The sequence below is a fragment of the Pseudomonas sp. A214 genome (genome assembly GCF_900156295.1).
GTDB classification, from domain to species: Bacteria; Pseudomonadota; Gammaproteobacteria; order Pseudomonadales; family Pseudomonadaceae; genus Aquipseudomonas; species Aquipseudomonas rhizophila.
This window is the reverse complement of sequence record NZ_LT707062.1, coordinates 4054098-4071216: the sequence shown is the minus strand read 5'-3', so window position 1 is coordinate 4071216 and position 17119 is coordinate 4054098. Positions and strand designations below refer to the sequence as shown.

Genomic DNA, 17119 nt, shown 5'->3' with positions numbered 1-17119 from the left:
ATCAGCTCATTGGTTGTCCGGATTTTTATGCATGAGATCGCCCTTATCTCATTGTGGTGAGGGGATTTTGTGGGAGCAAAGCTTGCTCGCGACGAAGACGACGCGGTTTTTCAGGGGATCGAGGCGCCTGCATCGCGAGCAAGCTTTGCTCCCACAGCGGTGTGGAGCGACGTTTCGCTAAAAGTGATCGGCTGCTGAAGGCCTGTGCGGCTCGGAAACAGGTCATTTCAGCTCATTCTGGTCCGCCAACCCCCTCACATCAGTGTGTTTTAGGCCCTGCGGGCAAACGCTGTCACAGAACCGTCACCCCCCACCCCTAGCGTGCCCTCCCAGTTGCCGGGCCGTTGCCTGGCGGATTTTCGGATTCCTGGGGGAGATCACCATGCATCACCGCACAAGCACTGCCGGGCTCGTCGGTTTTACGTTCACCGCGTTGGCGATGGCCATTGCCAGTGAACGGCTGAGCGCTGCCGAGCAGACGACCACTGAACACGTCCAAGTGGTCGGTCAGGCGGCCAGCATCGATCAGGCCCTGAAGGAGCAGCGCAGCGCCGACAGCATCAAGAGCGTGGTGCATGCCGACGGCGTGGCGCAGTTGCCCGATGAAAACGTCGCCGAAGCCGTGCAGCGCCTGCCGGGCATCAGCGTCGAACGTGACCAGGGCGAAGGTCGCTTTGTCAGCGTGCGGGGCCTGGGGCCAGACCTCAACAGCGTGACCATCAACGGCACGCTGGTACCGGCACCGGAAAGCGAGCGCCGGGCCGTTGCCCTGGACGTGCTGCCCGCGGAGCTGGTGCAGTCGCTGTCGGTGATCAAGACCCTGACGCCGGACATGGACGCCAACTCCCTGGGCGGCACGGTCGACGTGAAAAGCCTCTCGGCGTTCGACCACAAGGGCTTGTTCTACACCGGCAGCAGCGAAGCCAGCTACGACAAGAATACCGGCCAGACGAGTCCGAAATTCTCTGGCGCTATCAGCGACCGTTTCAGCCTGGGCGACGGCATCGATAACTTCGGCGTTGCAGCAGCGCTGAGCTGGCAGAAGCGCGATTTTGGCTCGGACAACGTTGAAACCGGCGGCGCCTGGGATTTCGAGCAAGGCTCACGACTGGAAGAGTTCGAACAACGCGACTATGACATCCGTCGGGAGCGCGCCGGCGGCGGGCTGAACTTCGACTACAAGCCTGATGATCTGAGCAGCTACTACCTGCGCACGCTTTACAGTCGTTACAAAGACAGCGAAACCCGCAATGCCGCCAGCCTGGCTTTCGAAGATCCGCAAGCGGCCGGTGAGCTGGGCGCAGCAGAAGGCGAGCGCAAGATCAAGCAGCGCGAAGAAACCCAGGAGATCCAATCCTATGTACTGGGCGGGGAGCGCATGTTCGGTCTCTGGACTCTCAGCGGCCAGGGCGGCTACAGCAAGTCCAGCGAGGACAGCCCCGGTCATATCGCCGGTGCCACATTCGAAGGCATCGACAGTTTCGAGGGGGGCTTCTACGGCAACGACAAGCCGCGGCCGATCATTGGTTCGGGGTTCTATGATCCGGCCAACTTCAGCCTGGACAAGGTGGACTGGGAACAGCAGAACACCACCGACACCGAGAAAAACCTGCGCCTTGACCTGGCCAGAGACTATGACGTAAGTGGCTACGCCTCCCAGGTCAAATTCGGCGGCAAAGTCAGCCGCCGCGACAAGGACAACGATCTCGACGCCTGGGTCTATGAGGATTTCGACGATCTGGGGTTCACCGACGAGCAGTTGAACCTCGGACAATTCCAGAAGGGCAACGTGGATTACAGTCTCGGCCGTTACGGTCCAGGCATCAGTGCCGGAGCCATCGAACAATTGTTGGGTGGTCTGGACCGCGACGCCTTCTTTGATGCGCAAGAGTCGCGGGTCAATGACTTCCAGATGAGCGAAGACATCAACGCCGCTTACCTGATGAACACGGTGGACATCGACGATTGGCGCTTGATCGCCGGCATGCGTTATGAAGGCACGGAGTTCGAAGCCAAAGGCAGCGGCGTTACCGACGGCGTGTTCACCGACACCCAAACCCGGCGCAAATATCACCACTGGCTGCCGGGCCTGCACGCGCGTTACCAGTTGGACAAGAACACCCAGGTGCGTGCGGCCTGGACCAAGTCCGTGGTGCGTCCGACCTTCGGGCAACTGGCCCCGGGTTTTGTCATTGATGATGACGAGGCGACCTTCGGCAACCCGGACCTCAAACCCTTGGAGTCGAGCAACCTGGACCTGGGCATTGAACATTTCATGGGCCGGGCCGGCACTGTGTCGGCTTTCGTGTTCTACAAAGACATCAAGAACTTCGTCTACAACACCGACCTGGCGGGCACGGGCGCCTGGGCCGACTTCTCCGAAGCCCATAGCTTCGCCAATGGTGACAGCGCCAAGCTCTATGGCCTGGAACTGGCCTACTCACAAAAATTCGACTGGCTGCCAGCCCCCTGGAATGGATTGCTTCTGGGGGCCAACACCACCTTCAGTCGCTCGGACGCCGAGATCGAAGGGTTCGATCAGGCCAGCGGAACACAACGCAAGCGCAGCATCGACCTGCCGAACCAGTCGGACACCGTGGGTAACCTGATGCTGGGTTGGGAAAACGACAAGCTGAGCCTGCGTCTGTCGGCCAATTACAAGTCGGCCTACCTGTATGAGCTGGCGTCCATCAGCGACCGCGACCATGACCTGCACGTTGACGCCCAGACCTTTGTCGACTTCAGCGCCCGCTACTCCCTGACCAAAAACCTGCAAGTGAGCCTGGAAGCCCAGAACCTCACCGACGAGTCGTATTTCGTTTACACCGGCCACCGCGCCTACAACGGTCAGTACGAAGAATACGGCCCGACCTACAAGCTGGGGCTGACCTTCACCCATTTCTAGATCGCGACGCCGATCCGTCAGGGCGAGGGGATCAATCCCTTCGTCACACAGGTGAACAACAGCCCCGTTTGAACCCGGCTCAATGACAAGGATTTTTCCGTTGAACACAGCTTTGTTTTTACCCAAGCAGTACCTGCTGGCAATGCTCATCAGCCTGGCAAGCGTTCCAGCGTTGGCGGCTTCCCCAACCCTGAAGCTGCAACCCTGGCCTCAGGCACAGGAACGCTCGATCAATGCCTTGGGATTTTTGCCCGGCCATTGGACGACCGAACGACTGGCCAGCGCCCGTGAAGGCTTGCTGTTGCTGGACGCCCAAGGCCGCGAACTGTCACGCCTGGAGGGCTCCTTCGAAGGTCTCGACAGCCGTGCCCTCGGGGCGAACGTTCTGGTGGCCAGCCTCGACAGCACTCGTCAGCAAGCACTGTTGGTCAGCCTCGATCCGGATAAACGTCAGTGGGGGACGCCGCTGTACGTTCCTGCGCGAGATTTCCCGGTGAACGGGCTGTGCCTGTACCGCGATGAAGCGAGCAACCTGTTTGTGTTTCTGGTGGGTGAAGAAGGCAAGGGGGAGCAATGGCTGGTGGGCAACGGCGAGCACCTGAGCGCCAGTGCACAGCGCGTACGCGGCTTGCCACTGCCGCCCGATGCCCAGACCTGTCAGGTGCAAGACAGCGCCAATCAACTGTTCGTCAACGAGGAACAAGTCGGCTGGTGGGCCTACCCGGCATCCTCCGAGGCCGATGCCGTGCGTGTACCCGTGGCGATGCGCACGCCGTTCGGTGACATCCAGCAGGCCGCTGGGGACCTGGCGGCGTTACCAGGCGGGTTGCTGGGCCTGGACCCACAAGCGCGACAGCTGCATCTGTATCAGCAAGACGGCCAGGGCTGGACCTCGACAGCCCGTCTGGCGCTGCCGGGCCTGAACGAGCCGGAAAATCTGGCGGTACGGGCGACGAAAAACGGCCTTGAACTGTTGTTGCGCGACGATGACAGCGCACGCCTGTATCAGGGCCAAATCAATTGGCAACCCACCCCTTTGTCCCTGCCGCCGGTGCTGCCTACAGTGGCTGCCATTGGCCAGAGCGAGCCGGTGGCGCGCCAGGGCGACGCGGCGGATGATCCGGCGATCTGGGTTCATCCCACCACACCTGCCTTGAGCCGGGTGCTGGGCACCAACAAGAAGCAAGGCCTGCTGACGTATGACCTGCACGGCAAGCTGCTGCAGGAGCTGGCGGTGGGCCGCCTCAACAACGTCGATGTGCGCGGCAACTTCAAGTTGGGTACGCAAACCGTCGATCTGGCAGTCGCCAGCAACCGCGATCGCAACAGCCTCAGCCTGTTCAGCATCGACCGGGTCAGCGGCGAACTGCGCGAGGCCGGCGAGATCCCCACGCCACTCAAGGAAATCTACGGCATCTGCCTGTTCCAGCCGGTTGAGGGCGAACTGTATGCCTTCGCCAATGGCAAGGACGGGCGCTATTTGCAGTACCGCCTCAGCGCCCCGGACGGCGTGGTGAAAGGGCAGTTGGTGCGCCAGTTCAGCGTCGACAGCCAGCCTGAAGGGTGCGTCGCCGATGACCGGCGCCAGCGGCTGTTTCTCGGTGAAGAAGACGTCGGAGTCTGGGCGGTGGATGCCCGGGCCGACCGGCCGGCGACATTGGACAACGTGATCAAGGTCGGACCTCAGTTGCATGCCGACGTCGAGGGCATCGCCCTGTACCAAGGCGCCGGCCACGATTACCTGGTGATCTCAAGCCAGGGCAACGACAGCTATGTGCTACTTGATGCCGAACCGCCTTATGCCGTGCGCGGTGCGTTCCGTGTCGGCCTGAACGGCGCCGCGGGCATCGACGGCGCCTCGGAAACCGATGGCCTGGAAGTCACTTCGGCCAACCTTGGCGGTCCCTGGAGCGACGGCATGCTGGTGGTCCAGGACGGCCGCAAACGGATGCCCGAGCAGACCCAGAACTTCAAGTTCGTGCCCTGGAACGAAGTCGCGAAAGCCTTGCGCCTGCCTTGAGCGGCGCTGTCATCAACCGGTCATGAACATTTCATCGAATAGCAGCCAGACAGGAGCTCTACCCATGCAAGCCACGCTGGAACATATGACAATCTGGGGCCTGATCAGCGATGCGAGTCTTCTGGTCAAGGCCGTCATGCTCACACTGCTGCTGGCCTCGCTGCTGAGCTGGTACCTGATCATCCAGCGCAGCACCGTGCTGCGCCGCACCGAGCGCCAGTTCAAGGGTTTCATGCAGCGTTTTCGCAGCACCAGCGATTTGCCAGCGCTGTTGCGCGAGACCGCCCAGGTGCGCGAGGAAGAGGGCGGCGTGGAGCCGATCTTTCACGCCGGCTTCCAGGCTTTCACCCAGCTCAACGTGCCCTCCGGCAGCCCACAGGTGGTGCTTGAAGGGGTGGAGCGTTCGCTGCAAGTGGCAATCAGCGAGCAGGAGGTGCAGTTGGAGAAAGGCTTGCAGTTTCTCGCCACGGTCGGTTCGGTCAGCCCTTACATCGGTTTGTTCGGCACGGTCTGGGGGATCATGAATGCCTTCCTGGGGTTGTCCCAGGTACAACAGGCCAGCCTCTCCACCGTGGCGCCGGGCATCGCCGAGGCGTTGATCGCCACCGCCATCGGCCTGTTCGCGGCGATTCCCGCGGTGATCGCCTACAACCGCTTTTCCGCCCGCGGCCAGACCTTGCTGACACGCTACTACGCGTTCGGCAACGAGCTGCAGGCACGCCTGCATCGCAAGCTGCACGGCGCTCCGGTGAACCTGGCCGCGGCCGCTTGAGAGGAGAGGGCAGATGCTAGTCAAGCCGCAACGCAAGCACGGGCCCAAGGCCGAAATGAACGTGGTGCCTTACATCGATGTGATGCTGGTGCTGCTGGTGATCTTCATGGTCACGGCACCCATGCTGACCCAAGGCGTGAAAATCGAGCTGCCCAAGGTCGCCAGCCAGGCATTGGCCAACGATAGCCGCCAACAGATCCTGACCCTGTCTGTTAAGGCCGAGGGCGGTTACTACTGGAACCTGGGTGCTGAACTGGACACCCAAAGCCAGACCGACAGCGCCGTGGACCTGGATCAGATGCGCGCCAAAGTGGCCCAGGTTGTTGCCGAGCGCAGCGATACCCAGGTGTATATCCGTGCCGACGACCACGCCGACTACGGTCGTGTCGTGGCCGCCATGGCCGCCTTGCAGCAGGGCGGAGTGAGCAACCTTGGCCTGGTGACCGAGGCACCCCGATGACGGCGATGATCATGCACAGTCCATCCTTGGGTTTACCCACGGTGTCCGGCAGCGGTTTCTGGAGGAACAGCCTGGCAGCGGGACTCGCCGTGGCCTTGCACGCGGTTGTCGCGGCATTGCTGGTGCTGGGCTGGACCGTAGAGAAACCGACCGTCGAAGCGCCCCGGGTGCTGCGCACGCAATTGGTGATGTTGCCACCGCTGCCGGTGCCTGAAGCGCCTGCGCCGACCGCCGTGGCAGAGGTCGCCCCAGAACCGGTCGAAGCCACGCCGGCTCCAGTGCAAGCGCCACGCCCGGCGCCGAGCAAACCTGCGGTTGATCCAAGGCTCCAAGCGCAGAAACTGGAGCAGGCAACCCTGGCGCGCAAACGGGTCGAGGAGCAAAAGCGCGAGCAGCAGGCCGAGCAACAGGCCCAGCAGCAGCGCGAGCGTCAGGAGAACCAGCGACGTCAGCAGGAAGCCGAGCAACAGGCCGCCGAACGACAGCGCCAAGCGGCTCAACAGGCCCAGGCGCTCGCCCGGCAACGCCAAGCCGAACAGGCACGCCTGGCCGCCGCCGACAGTCGCCACTATCAACCCCTGAGCAAAGAGGCTCCGGATTATCCGCAACGGGCTTTGGACAAAGGGTTGGAAGGCGATTGCACGGTGGAGTACAGCGTCAAGCCGGACGGACGAATCGACAACCCCAAGGTGTTGGACGGCTGTCACCCGTTGTTCATCCGACCCTCGCTGACTGCGGCCCAAACCTTCCGTTATCAGCCGCGGATCGTCGACGGCCAGGCCGTGACAGTGCCGGCGGTGCGCAATACCTTTCACTACCGCATCGAATAGAACCCGAGCCTGTTGCGGCCGGCTTAATCGGACTAAACCGCGCCGGCGGCCGGCCGGTGCTGGCGCAACAGTTCGATCTGCTGCGATGGAACCAGCTCGCGCAACGCCTTATAGAGCGCCCGTGTTTCCAGCAGATTCCAGATGCGTAGCATGGTTTCCAGCGCATCCAGGGGTTTGCTGATGAAGTCCCGGGCGCCCAGCGCCAGGGCGCGCAGGCGGGTGTCGCGGGTGGCGTCGGCGGTCAGCACCAGGATCGGCAGGTAGTCGTTTGCCGGGATGCGCCGGTTGAGCTGCTCCAGCACGGCGAAGCCATCGAATGCCGGCATGTGCAGGTCCAGGATCACCAGGTCAGGCTCAAAACTGTTGAACAGGTCGAGGGTGCGCAAAGGCTCGGTGCTGCTCAGTACGTTGTGCAGCCCTTCGCGAGCCAGCAACTGCTCCATCAGGTCCAGGTTGGGGCGCTGATCGTCAACGATCAGGATGCGCAAATCGTGATTCATGCGGGCTCCGGTAAATAACGTTCAAGGTGGCCGAGAAAGGCCTGGATATGAATGGGTTTGGTCAGGATCGCTGTGGCCCCGGCTTCGTGCAGGGCACGGTGGGTCAGGTCGCTGGCATCGGCGGTGATCATCAGTACCGGTGTGGACGCCGTAGCCGCCGATTGACGCAAGCGGCGCAGCACCTCCAGGCCTGTCAGGTCCGGCAGGGTCACGTCCAGCAGGATCAACTGCGGGGCGTGCTGGCGAGCCAAGTCCAGGCCCAACTGGCCTTGCATGCTCGACAGCAGTTGAATACCCGGACGTCGCTGCATCAGGGTCTCGATCAGCGCCAGGCTCGACAGGTTGTCTTCGATGCACAGTATCTTGCCGTGATATTCGACTGACGGACGCGGTGCCTTCAGCGCGACGATGGGGGGCAAGCGGGCGTGTTCCACCCGGGCACCGGGCAATTGCAGGGTAAAACAACAACCTTGCCCCGGCTCGCTGTGGACCTGCAGGCTGCCTTGCATCATTTCCAGCAGGCTCTTGCTCAAGGACAGCCCAAGACCGGTGCCCTCGACCTGTGGATCGGCACCCAGGCGCTCGAACGGCTTGAACAACCGGTCAAGCTGCTCAGGGGCAATGCCATGCCCGGTGTCGCTGACGGCAATGCTGACTCGCGGCCCCTGGGCCGTCACTTCAATGCGCACTTCACCGCCGGGCCGGTTGTACTTGATGGCGTTGGACAACAGATTGAGCAGCACCTGCACCAGGCGTTGACGGTCGGCCAGCACACCGCTGCTGTCGGGTAGCGGCGCCAGCTCGGCTAACTGAATCCCGGCGTCGGCCGCCATGGGGGAAACCAGCGTCAGGGCTTCATGCAACACCGTCGTCAAGGCAATCGGCTCAATGTTCAGCGGCAGACGACCGGCCTCGATCCGGGCAATGTCCAGCACCTCGTTGATCAATGCCAGCAGATGCTGACCGGCACGCAGGATGTGACTGACCTGTGGGCGCTGGCCGGCGCTGGAGTCCATGTCCAGCAGTTGCGCGAAGCCGAGTATGGCGTTCAGGGGTGTGCGCAGTTCGTGGCTCATGCGCGAAAGAAATTCGCTCTTGGCGCGGCTGGCGCTTTCGGCTTCTTCACGGGCGGTGCGCAGGGCGATCTCGGCGGCGCGGCGGTCAGTGATGTCGCGGGTGATCTTGGAAAACCCGCGCAGGGTGCCGGTACTGTCGTACTGGGCAGTGATGACCACACTGGCCCAGAAGCGGCTGCCGTCCTTGCGACAGCGCCAGCCTTCTTCCATGTAATGACCGTCACGGGCCGCTTCGTGCAGCGCCATGTCCGGGTGCGCCGGGCATTCTTCGCTCAGATAGAACAACGAAAAGTGCCGGCCGAGGATTTCCTGTTCGGTGTAACCCTTGATCCGTTCGGCGCCGGCGTTCCAGGTAATGACATGGCCTTGGGCGTCCAGCGCAAAGATGCCGTAGTCCTTCACCCCATCGATGATCAGCCGCAAGCGTTCTTCGTTATCCCGCAGAGCCCGCTCGCGTTCGGCAAGCAACTGCCCGGCCTCTACCAGACGGGTGCCCAACTGGCCGATTTCGTCCTGCTCCGGCGGTTGCGGCAACAACGGTTGACCCAAGGCCAGGCGCTGAGCGTTGCCTTGGACCTGTTGCACGCGGGCGACAATGCCCTTGGACAGGAACAGCACCGCCACGATGGCGCCAAGCAGCCCGCACAGCGCCGCCAGTAGCGTGGCGAACAACAGGCGCATGCGCGTGGCCGATGCGGCGGCACTGCGGTCGGCGAGCAGGGCGTCCTCACGTATACGCATGGCGTTGATCTGCTCGCGCAGCACGTCCAGGACGTGTTTGTTTTCGATCAGAATCGTCGTGATGGCCGCTGTGTCATCGGCCTTGCCGTTGCGCAAGGCATCCAGCCCATCGAGTTTTTCTGCGATCAGTGGGGTGATGGTCTTGAGGCGCTCGCGCATCCGGGCGTCGCGGATGTTGTGGTCCAACCGTTGCAACGCGGCCTTGATCAGCGGCGTGGCCTGTTCGTAGCTGGGCAGGAAGTCTTCGCGCCGGGTCAGCAGGTAACCGCGCACGCTGGCTGCGGCTTCGGCCAGCAGGGTATGCACCGTCTGGATATCGCCCTGGACCAGCAGCACCCGGCGCACGTCTTCTTCGGCCCGGGCGGTCTGGCGTTCGGTGATGTAGATCAGCACCAGCGACAGCAACAGCACCACCAGGGGCAGGGAAATGACGACCAATGCCTTGCCCCGCAATGGCAGGTTGGCCCAGCGGCGGGCGGCGAGGAATCTCATGGCCATTGCCCGCTGGGTTGGGCCACCAACCCCAGGGCAACACCGCGCACGGCGGCCTGGGTTCGGTCGGCGGCTCCCAATTTGCCGATGACTCGCTCCACGTGGGCCTTGGCGGTGCCGGGGGCGATGCCGAGTTTTTCGCCGATTTCGCGGTTGCTGAAGCCGCCGGCCACCAGCCCCAGCACCTGACGCTCGCGGGCGGTCAGGGCCTGGACCGGGGTAGCGCCACTGGCACCGCGCTCGGCCATGCGCCGCAGCAGGCGCGCACTGACCGAACTGTTCAGGGCCTCTTCGCCCTGGGCGACCCGTTTGAGGGCGTCCAGCACTTCATCGCGGCTGGCATCCTTGAGCAGATAACCGACCGCGCCCGCGCCGATGGCGGCTTCAAGGTGATCAGGGCTGTCGTCCATGGTGAAGATCACCACTTTGATCCCCGGCTGGCGCTGCTGCAGGATACGCGCCGCTCCCAGACCATTGAGCACCGGCATGCGAATGTCGAGAATGGCGATGTCCGGTTGCAGCCGCTCGCACAGATCGAGGGCTTCCTGGCCGTCGCTGGCCTGGCCGACGACTTCGAACCCCGGGCTGCCGGCCAGCATGCTGATAAAACCGGTGCGGGTCACTTCGTGATCATCGGCCAAAAGCAGGCGTAAAGGGGACGTCATGAGTGTGTTCCGTGGGTGGGTAGGGGGACGCTGGCCAGCAAACGGGTGCCGCCATCGGGCTGGCTGAAACAGCTCAGGTGGCCGCCCAGCAGGCTGGCACGTTCCTGCATGGCCGCCAGGCCCAGATGGCAGGTGCCATTGGTCTCGATGGGTTGTTCCAGAGCAAAACCACGGCCATTGTCTTCGACCCGCAGCGAGGCCCGGTCGTCGCTCACCATCAATCCCAGGCGTACATGGCTGGCCCGGGCGTGCTTGAGAATGTTGTTGATGCCTTCCTGGGCAATGCGGAACAAGGCGATTTCGGTGTTGCCCGGCAGGCGAGCGGCGCTGTGCTCGGCCCAGTCCACCGACAGGCCTGCATCCCGCAGGCGGTCGGCTTCCTTGTCGACGGCTTTGTACAGACCGAAGTCATCCAGCGCATGGGGACGCAGACCGCCGATCAACTGCCGGCCTTCGCCGACACAACCCCGGGCGAGATCGAGGATGGCCTGCAAGTCGTTCGCCAGGGCCGGCGGCAGAGGCGGGCAGCGACCGGCGAACCCCTGCAGGCGCTGATGCAAGCCGGCCAGGTTCTGTGCCAGGCCATCATGCAGGTCGTAGGCCACACGCTTGCGTTCGTCTTCCTGGGCGCTGAACAGTCGATGGACCAGCTCGGACATGGTGCGTTCGCGGGCCTGCAACGCTTCGAGCAGACGACTGTTTTCCAGATGGGCAGCCAGCAGGGTCGCCAGCAATTGCAGTGACTCAATATCCTCGTTGTCCGGCGTGCCGAGGGCTACGCCGTTGCCCAGCAATAAAGCCCCGAACACCACACCGTCGGAACCACGCAACGGAACGCGCAAGACCTGGGGCAGGGCGCTGCCAGGGTACTCCAGCCATTGTGGCTCGGCTGACGGCGGCTGAGCCAGGTTGGCAAGCAGATCGAGCCGTTCTTGGCTGCCATGGCTGGCGATGGTGCGAAACGTGGTGTCCGCTGCCCACTCCAGCAGCAGGCCATGATCCATGGCCATGAATGCGCACGCTCGTTGCACTGCGCGCTGGCGCATCGCCGACAGGGGCAATTGCGTCAGTTCATGGCCGGTGCCCAACAGCAGGCGCAGGCGTGCGGCACGACTTTGCGACTGGCGATATTGGGTTCGGATGGCCAGGGCACTGCCGGGGTCATGGGGTGGGCTTTGCATGATAGGGCTCCAGCGTGGATGGGACCGGTCGGCGTGGCGGTATTAGAGCGTGTCATCAGCACCGGGCCTATCTGCCGAACGGCATAGGCAATCGGCACCGGTTGGCCGATGGCGAAGGCCGTCAGGCCCGGCAAAGTCGGCTCATTGAAACCCACAGGAACGTTACGATGAAACTGAAAACCTTCGCCGCTGCCGCTTTTTTCATGCTGACCACACCCTTGGCCCTGGCACTTGAAACAACGCCATACGTTTATCGCACCGTAGCCGAGCAGCCACAGAATCAGAATGACCGTGAAATCGCCGCATTGTTCGACCGCTGGAACGCGGCCCTCAAAACCGGCAACGCTGCTGCAGTAACCAGCCTGTATGCGCCGGATGCGATATTGCAGCCCACCGTATCCAACCAGGTGCGCAACACGGCGGCACTGATTCAGGATTACTTTGAACACTTCCTGGCCGGCAAGCCGGTGGGGCAGATCAACTACCGGGAAATCCGTCACCTGGGACCTGACGCGGCGATGGACAGTGGTGTCTATACCTTTGCCCTGACCAACGCCGACGGCTCCAAGCGCGAGGTTCAGGCGCGCTACACCTTTATCTATGAACGCATTGACGGTCAGTGGAAGATCCTTAACCACCACTCCTCGGCCATGCCGCAAGTCCAGAAGCAACTGCATGCCAGCCACTGAGGCCGTTTGAACAAATGAGTTCGTCCCTGGCTGCGTTGGGGGGCGAACCACCCGTTTGGCAGGCTGGCGAAAAACGATAGGCCAGGGTCATTAACAGAGCGGTTCGATAAAGAAGTTGGATTCGTGCGGGAACATTAATTAGAATCACTCTCATTTAATGTATTCCTTGCACAAGGCTTCTTGACATGTCTGATGCAGCTACGCCAACGGAGCGTTCCTTGCACGCGCTGTACCGAGACCACGGTGGCTGGCTGGAAGGCTGGTTGAGACGACGCATGGGCAATGCCTGGGATGCCGCGGACCTGCGCCAGGACACGTTCCTGCGGGTACTGTCCAGCGCTCAGCCATTGGCCGATCTGCACGAACCCCGCGCTTATCTGCTGACAGTCGGCAAGCGTCTGTTGAGCAACTTTTACGCGCGCCGCAACTTGGAGCAGGCTTACCTCGACGCCTTGGCGAGCTTGCCGCCAGCGTGCGTACCGTCCCCGGAGCAGCGCTGGCTGCTGCTGGAAACGTTGCAAGCCCTGGATGAATTGCTCGATGGCCTGCCGGCTCTGGTGCGGCGGGCTTTTTTGTGGAGCCAGCTCGAAGGCCTGGGCTACCGTGAAATCGCCGAGCGCATGCAGGTGTCGGAGCGCACCATCAAGCGCTATATGGCCCAGGCTTATGAGCATTGCCTGTTGGTGGAGTTTTGATGCGCCAGGCCCCTTCGCCTGAAGCTCGCGAAGTCGCCCGGGCGGCGGCTCGCTGGCTGGCCATGATGGAGTCTGGCGGGGATGACTTCGATTGCGCCGCGCTGCAACGCTGGCGCGACAGCAGCGCCCACCACGAGGCCGCCTGGCAAAAAGCCCAGCGATTGCGCCAGCGTTTCGCCGGGGTGCCGACTTCATTGGGTATGGCGACCCTGGATCGCCCGGCATTGCCCCGTCGGGCGGTGCTCAAGCGTGCGCTCGGCGTCGCCGCGTTGGTGCCCACGGCCTGGTGGCTGGGGCGAGAGCTGCCGCTGGAGGTCTGGCGCGCCGACCTGCACACGGCCACGGGCGAACAGCGGCGCTGGTCGCTGGCCGACGGCAGCGCCTTGCAGTTGAATACCGACAGCGCCCTGGACCTGGACCTCAAGGCTCGACGCCTGGTGCTGGTGCAAGGGGAGATGGCCCTCAATGTCCAGGGGCCTGCGCCATTGGCCATTCAGGCACCGTTCGGCCTGATCTCCGTCAGCCGTAGCGAGGTCTGCGTACGCCTGAATGAGCGCAGTTGCCGGGTGTCGGTCCTCAGTGGTTCGGTGCAACTGCAACCGTTGCGCGGGCCAATGCTGACACTGAAGGAAGGCGAGCAGGTCAACCTCTTGGCCTCGGGCGCCGGACCGGTGGGGGCGTTCGACGTAGCGCAGTTGGGTTGGCGTGACGGTGTACTTGTGGCGCAGAACCAGCCGTTGGGGGATTTTCTCCGTGAGCTGGGCCGATATCGCCCAGGTTTATTGCGTTGGGACCCCGCCCTGGAGTCGCTGCGGGTGACCGGCAGCTTCCGTCTGGAAAACACCGATCGAATCCTCGCGTTGCTCTCGGCCAGCCTGCCGCTGCACGTGCAAACGCGCACCCGATACTGGGTCACATTGACGCTGCGCAAAAATACTGTCTGACGCCTGTCCCCTTTTTTTGTCTCGCTTGTCATTCAAGGCAACTGAACAAAAACGAGAGCTCCCTCCAATGTCCGCAGTAGTACCTTTGCGTTTTCGCCCGGCCCTTGCCGGCTGGCGTCCGCTGTTGAACCTGAGCCTCGTGCTCAGCCTGAGCGCCAGCCCATTGTTCATGTCCTCCAGCCAAGCCGAAGAAGCTGCCCGACGCAGCTATCAGGTGCCGGCCGGCAGCCTCAGCGCCGCGCTGACCAGGTTCGCCGGCCTGGCGGGGGTCAACCTGTCGGTCGACCCGGCCCTGGTGAGCGGGCATAACAGCCCCGGTCTGTCGGGGGAGTATGCCGTGGAGGAGGGCTTTGCCCGACTGTTGCAGGGCTCGGGTCTGCAACTGCAGCCGGTGGGCGAGCAGGCTTACATCCTGACCCCGGCGCCGGAAGGCAGCAGCTTGCAACTGGCTCCCACCTCGATCATGGGGGCCACGAGCCTGGCGCAGGGCGAGCCCTATGCCGGTGGCCAGGTCGCGCGCCGCGGCTCGCAAGGCTTGCTCGGGTCGCGGGACTTCATGGAAACCCCGTTCAGCATGACCACCTATACCAGCGAAGTGGTCAAGAACCAGCAGGCTCGGACCCTGGGCGACTTGATTGCCAGCGATCCTTCGGTTCGCGCCACCAATCCGGCAGGCGGGCGTTTCGAGCAGTTCACCATTCGCGGTTTCAGCCTGTTCAACAGTGATGTCGCCTACAACGGCCTCTACGGCATCCTGCCGACCTATTCGATCGACATGGAGATGGCCGACCGCGTCGACATCATCAAGGGCCCGACCCAGCTCATCAACGGCGTCTCGCCACGTGGCAGCGTGGGTGGCGGGATCAACGTGGTGCCCAAGCGGGCCACCGACAAACCCATCACTTCGTTCACGGGCAGCTACGCCTCCAACAACCAGCTCGGCGGCGCCGTGGATGTCGCCCGGCGTTTTGGTGAAGACAACCAGTTCGGCGTTCGTTTCAACGGCGTGAAGCAGTCCGGCGACACTGAATGGGATCACCAGAGTGTCGACCGTGACATGGCCGTGCTGGGCCTGGATTTTCGTGGCGAGCGTCTACGCCTCTCGACGGATATCGGGCGCACCGAGCGCGATACCGACGCGCCGCAGGAGCGCGTGCTGGTAGGGGCCAACGCACAGGTCCCGCACGCCAGCGATGTGCGCCGCAACTACGCTCAGCGCTGGAGCAAGGCGCGCACCAAGGACACTTTCGGCGCGGTGAACGCGCAATACGATGTCAACGATTCCGTGATGTTGTACGGCAGTGCAGGGGCGCGCAAAAGTGATCATGACTTCCTGCGGCACAACGTTTCGGTTAGCAACGACGCTGGCGATTTCAGCGTTCAACCCCGCGACTTTACCCGCGATGAAAATGTCCGCACGGCCACGGCCGGGGTGCGCAACTGGTTCCATACCGGCCCGGTGAGCCATGAGATCAACCTGGCCGCCAGCTACTTCTACATGGATTTCACCAATGGCGGCGCTCGTTATGCTTCGTCCCCGAGCAACCTGTATGACCCGGTGCAAACGCCGACTCCGAGCGACCCCACGCGCCAGGACAGCAAGGTCTATACCGAAAACCGCTCCACCGGCGTGGCGCTGTCCGACACTCTGGGTTTCTTCGATGATCGACTGCTGCTGACCCTCGGCACCCGCTGGCAGCGGATCAAGGTTGACGACTGGACGGATAACGTCAAAGGCGCCACCGCGTACGACGAGGAAAAGATGTCGCCGTCGGGCGGAATCCTGTTCAAGGCAACCGATAAGCTGTCGTTGTATGCCAACTACATGGAAGGTTTGAGCCAGGGCAAGATCGCGCCATCGACCTCGATCAACGAGGACGAAATATTCCCGCCGTTCATCAGTCGTCAGGTCGAGGTGGGAGCCAAATATGACGCGGGTGCGCTCGCCGTCACCGCCGCCGTCTTCCGGATCAAGCAGCCTGCCTACGCCACCGATGCCACGACGCGCGTCTTCGGCCCGAACGGCAAACGCGAGAACACCGGGGTTGAGTTGAGCGTGTTCGGTGAGCCGCTCAAGGGTTTGCGTTTGCTCGGCGGGGTCATGTACATCGACAGCGAGTTGACCGATACCACCGAGGGCGCCTTTGATGGTAATCGGGCGCCGGCCACGCCCAAATACAATGTCAACCTGGGCGCCGAGTGGGATGTGCCGACCGTGCAGGGCCTGACCCTGACCAGCCGCGCCATCCACTCCAGTTCGCAGTACCTGGACCAGTCCAACACCAAGGAAATCGATTCCTGGGAGCGTGTGGATGTGGGCGCGCGCTACGCGTTCAAGGTGGACCAGAAGAACATCACCCTGCGTGCCAATGTCGAGAACGTCGCGGACAAGCGCTACTGGAGTTCAGCCGGCGCCTCGGATGACAGCGAGGCAGGCTTGACCCTGGCAACGCCGCGCACTTACCTGCTTTCGGCCACCGTGGACTTCTAGACCGATGTGCAGCTTCAGGGATGAAGCTGTTTCTCAGGTGTCACGGAACAGGTCGTGGGCATCCAGCAGTCGCCAGGCGATTTCGGGACGTTTTTCCAACCCGCGTCGAATGGCGGTGGGGATCGACTGACGAATCTTGCGGCACAGGCCGGGCTGCTCCTGGAACTCGATGGCGATGCCGCGCATGGTGCGCACTTCGTTGTAGCCGGGTTCGACGCTCAGGCGGATTCCGAGGTTCTCGTACATACGCTGCTGCAACCGTTGGAGTTCGTCCAGGCTCTGGATATTTTCCAGCCGTTCGAGCAGGCGTTTTTCTTCCTGACGGTTCAAGCAAAGAATGCGCAGGTCACTGCCCGGGGTTTGCAGCAACGCATCACGCCCGCAGTCACAGATACCAGGCGGGCAGGGGGGGCGGATCGGAATCGACGCGGTCATGGGCTCCACAGGTCAGCAACGAGCAAATCGCCTCTGAGTGTATCGGCGGTCCAGGCAATGTGATGCCTGGCGGCATGCCGGTCAACCCTGGCGAGTGGCCGCTTGTCTAGCGCCGTTGTGAGCGGGCGCTGGGCCGAGCCCGCAGTAGCAATGTGGGAGCGGGCTTGCTCGCGAAGACGGTTGTTCGTCCAGCATTGCTACCTGCTGACGCACCGCCTTCGCG

Annotated in this window: 14 protein-coding genes; 9 read left to right on the top strand and 5 right to left on the bottom strand. The window is 62.8% G+C overall.

All coding sequences use genetic code 11. The features are described from left to right. The first annotated feature begins 382 nt into the window (after nucleotides 1-382). From BW979_RS18165 to BW979_RS18145, 5 genes are all read left to right on the top strand, one after another. Nucleotides 383-2905, top strand: coding sequence for a TonB-dependent receptor (locus BW979_RS18165; RefSeq protein WP_047226516.1), 2523 nt, complete (start codon nucleotides 383-385; stop codon nucleotides 2903-2905). Nucleotides 2906-3047: 142 nt separating this feature from the next. Continuing rightward, nucleotides 3048-4925, top strand: coding sequence for a phytase (locus BW979_RS18160; RefSeq protein WP_231990629.1), 1878 nt, complete (start codon nucleotides 3048-3050; stop codon nucleotides 4923-4925). A 64-nt stretch (nucleotides 4926-4989) separates the two neighbouring features. Continuing rightward, entirely contained in the window at nucleotides 4990-5697 is a 708-nt protein-coding gene (gene tolQ / locus BW979_RS18155; protein WP_076384930.1) for a protein TolQ, read from the top strand. Nucleotides 5698-5710: 13 nt separating this feature from the next. Continuing rightward, nucleotides 5711-6157, top strand: a complete 447-nt coding sequence (tolR, locus tag BW979_RS18150; protein WP_047226513.1) for a protein TolR — start codon at nucleotides 5711-5713, stop codon at nucleotides 6155-6157. Next, nucleotides 6154-6987: an energy transducer TonB gene (locus tag BW979_RS18145; RefSeq protein WP_047226512.1), complete on the top strand. Its 834-nt coding sequence runs from the start codon at nucleotides 6154-6156 to the stop codon at nucleotides 6985-6987. The genes tolR and BW979_RS18145 overlap by 4 nt, the downstream gene beginning before the upstream one ends. Nucleotides 6988-7019: 32 nt before the next feature. On the opposite strand, the gene BW979_RS18140 is transcribed toward BW979_RS18145, so the two are convergent. Genes BW979_RS18140 through BW979_RS18125 form a run of 4 tightly spaced genes read right to left on the bottom strand, consistent with a single transcriptional unit; the run spans nucleotide 7020 to nucleotide 11642 of the window. Then, nucleotides 7020-7487, bottom strand: coding sequence for a response regulator (locus tag BW979_RS18140; RefSeq protein WP_076384928.1), 468 nt, complete (start codon nucleotides 7485-7487; stop codon nucleotides 7020-7022). Next, on the bottom strand, nucleotides 7484-9796 hold the full coding sequence (locus BW979_RS18135) for an ATP-binding protein (RefSeq protein ID WP_076384926.1): 2313 nt from the start codon (nucleotides 9794-9796) through the stop codon (nucleotides 7484-7486). Before BW979_RS18135 ends, BW979_RS18140 begins: the two co-directional genes overlap by 4 nt. Beyond that, nucleotides 9793-10461 (bottom strand): response regulator, encoded by a 669-nt coding sequence (locus BW979_RS18130; RefSeq protein WP_047226509.1) that lies wholly within the window; start codon nucleotides 10459-10461, stop codon nucleotides 9793-9795. Before BW979_RS18130 ends, BW979_RS18135 begins: the two co-directional genes overlap by 4 nt. After that, nucleotides 10458-11642 (bottom strand): sensor histidine kinase, encoded by a 1185-nt coding sequence (locus BW979_RS18125; RefSeq protein ID WP_047226508.1) that lies wholly within the window; start codon nucleotides 11640-11642, stop codon nucleotides 10458-10460. The genes BW979_RS18130 and BW979_RS18125 overlap by 4 nt, the downstream gene beginning before the upstream one ends. 167 nt (nucleotides 11643-11809) lie before the next feature. On the opposite strand from BW979_RS18125, the gene BW979_RS18120 reads away from it, so the two are divergent. The 4 genes from BW979_RS18120 to BW979_RS18105 all read left to right on the top strand — a co-directional run bounded on the left by BW979_RS18120 (nucleotide 11810) and on the right by BW979_RS18105 (nucleotide 16461). Further along, entirely contained in the window at nucleotides 11810-12331 is a 522-nt protein-coding gene (locus BW979_RS18120) for an SgcJ/EcaC family oxidoreductase (protein WP_047226507.1), read from the top strand. A 185-nt stretch (nucleotides 12332-12516) separates the two neighbouring features. Next, the gene (locus BW979_RS18115) at nucleotides 12517-13026 is read left to right on the top strand and encodes a sigma-70 family RNA polymerase sigma factor (RefSeq protein ID WP_076384924.1); all 510 of its coding nucleotides are present in this window, start codon (nucleotides 12517-12519) and stop codon (nucleotides 13024-13026) included. Continuing rightward, nucleotides 13026-13970: a FecR domain-containing protein gene (locus BW979_RS18110; protein WP_076384922.1), complete on the top strand. Its 945-nt coding sequence runs from the start codon at nucleotides 13026-13028 to the stop codon at nucleotides 13968-13970. Before BW979_RS18115 ends, BW979_RS18110 begins: the two co-directional genes overlap by 1 nt. Before the next feature lie 67 nt (nucleotides 13971-14037). Beyond that, a complete protein-coding gene (locus BW979_RS18105) occupies nucleotides 14038-16461 on the top strand; it encodes a TonB-dependent receptor (protein WP_076384920.1) in 2424 nt (807 codons plus the stop codon). A gap of 33 nt (nucleotides 16462-16494) precedes the next feature. On the opposite strand, the gene BW979_RS18100 is transcribed toward BW979_RS18105, so the two are convergent. Beyond that, complete coding sequence (locus BW979_RS18100; protein WP_076384918.1) at nucleotides 16495-16896, bottom strand: hypothetical protein; 402 nt, start codon at nucleotides 16894-16896, stop codon at nucleotides 16495-16497. Nucleotides 16897-17119: the final 223 nt, after the last annotated feature.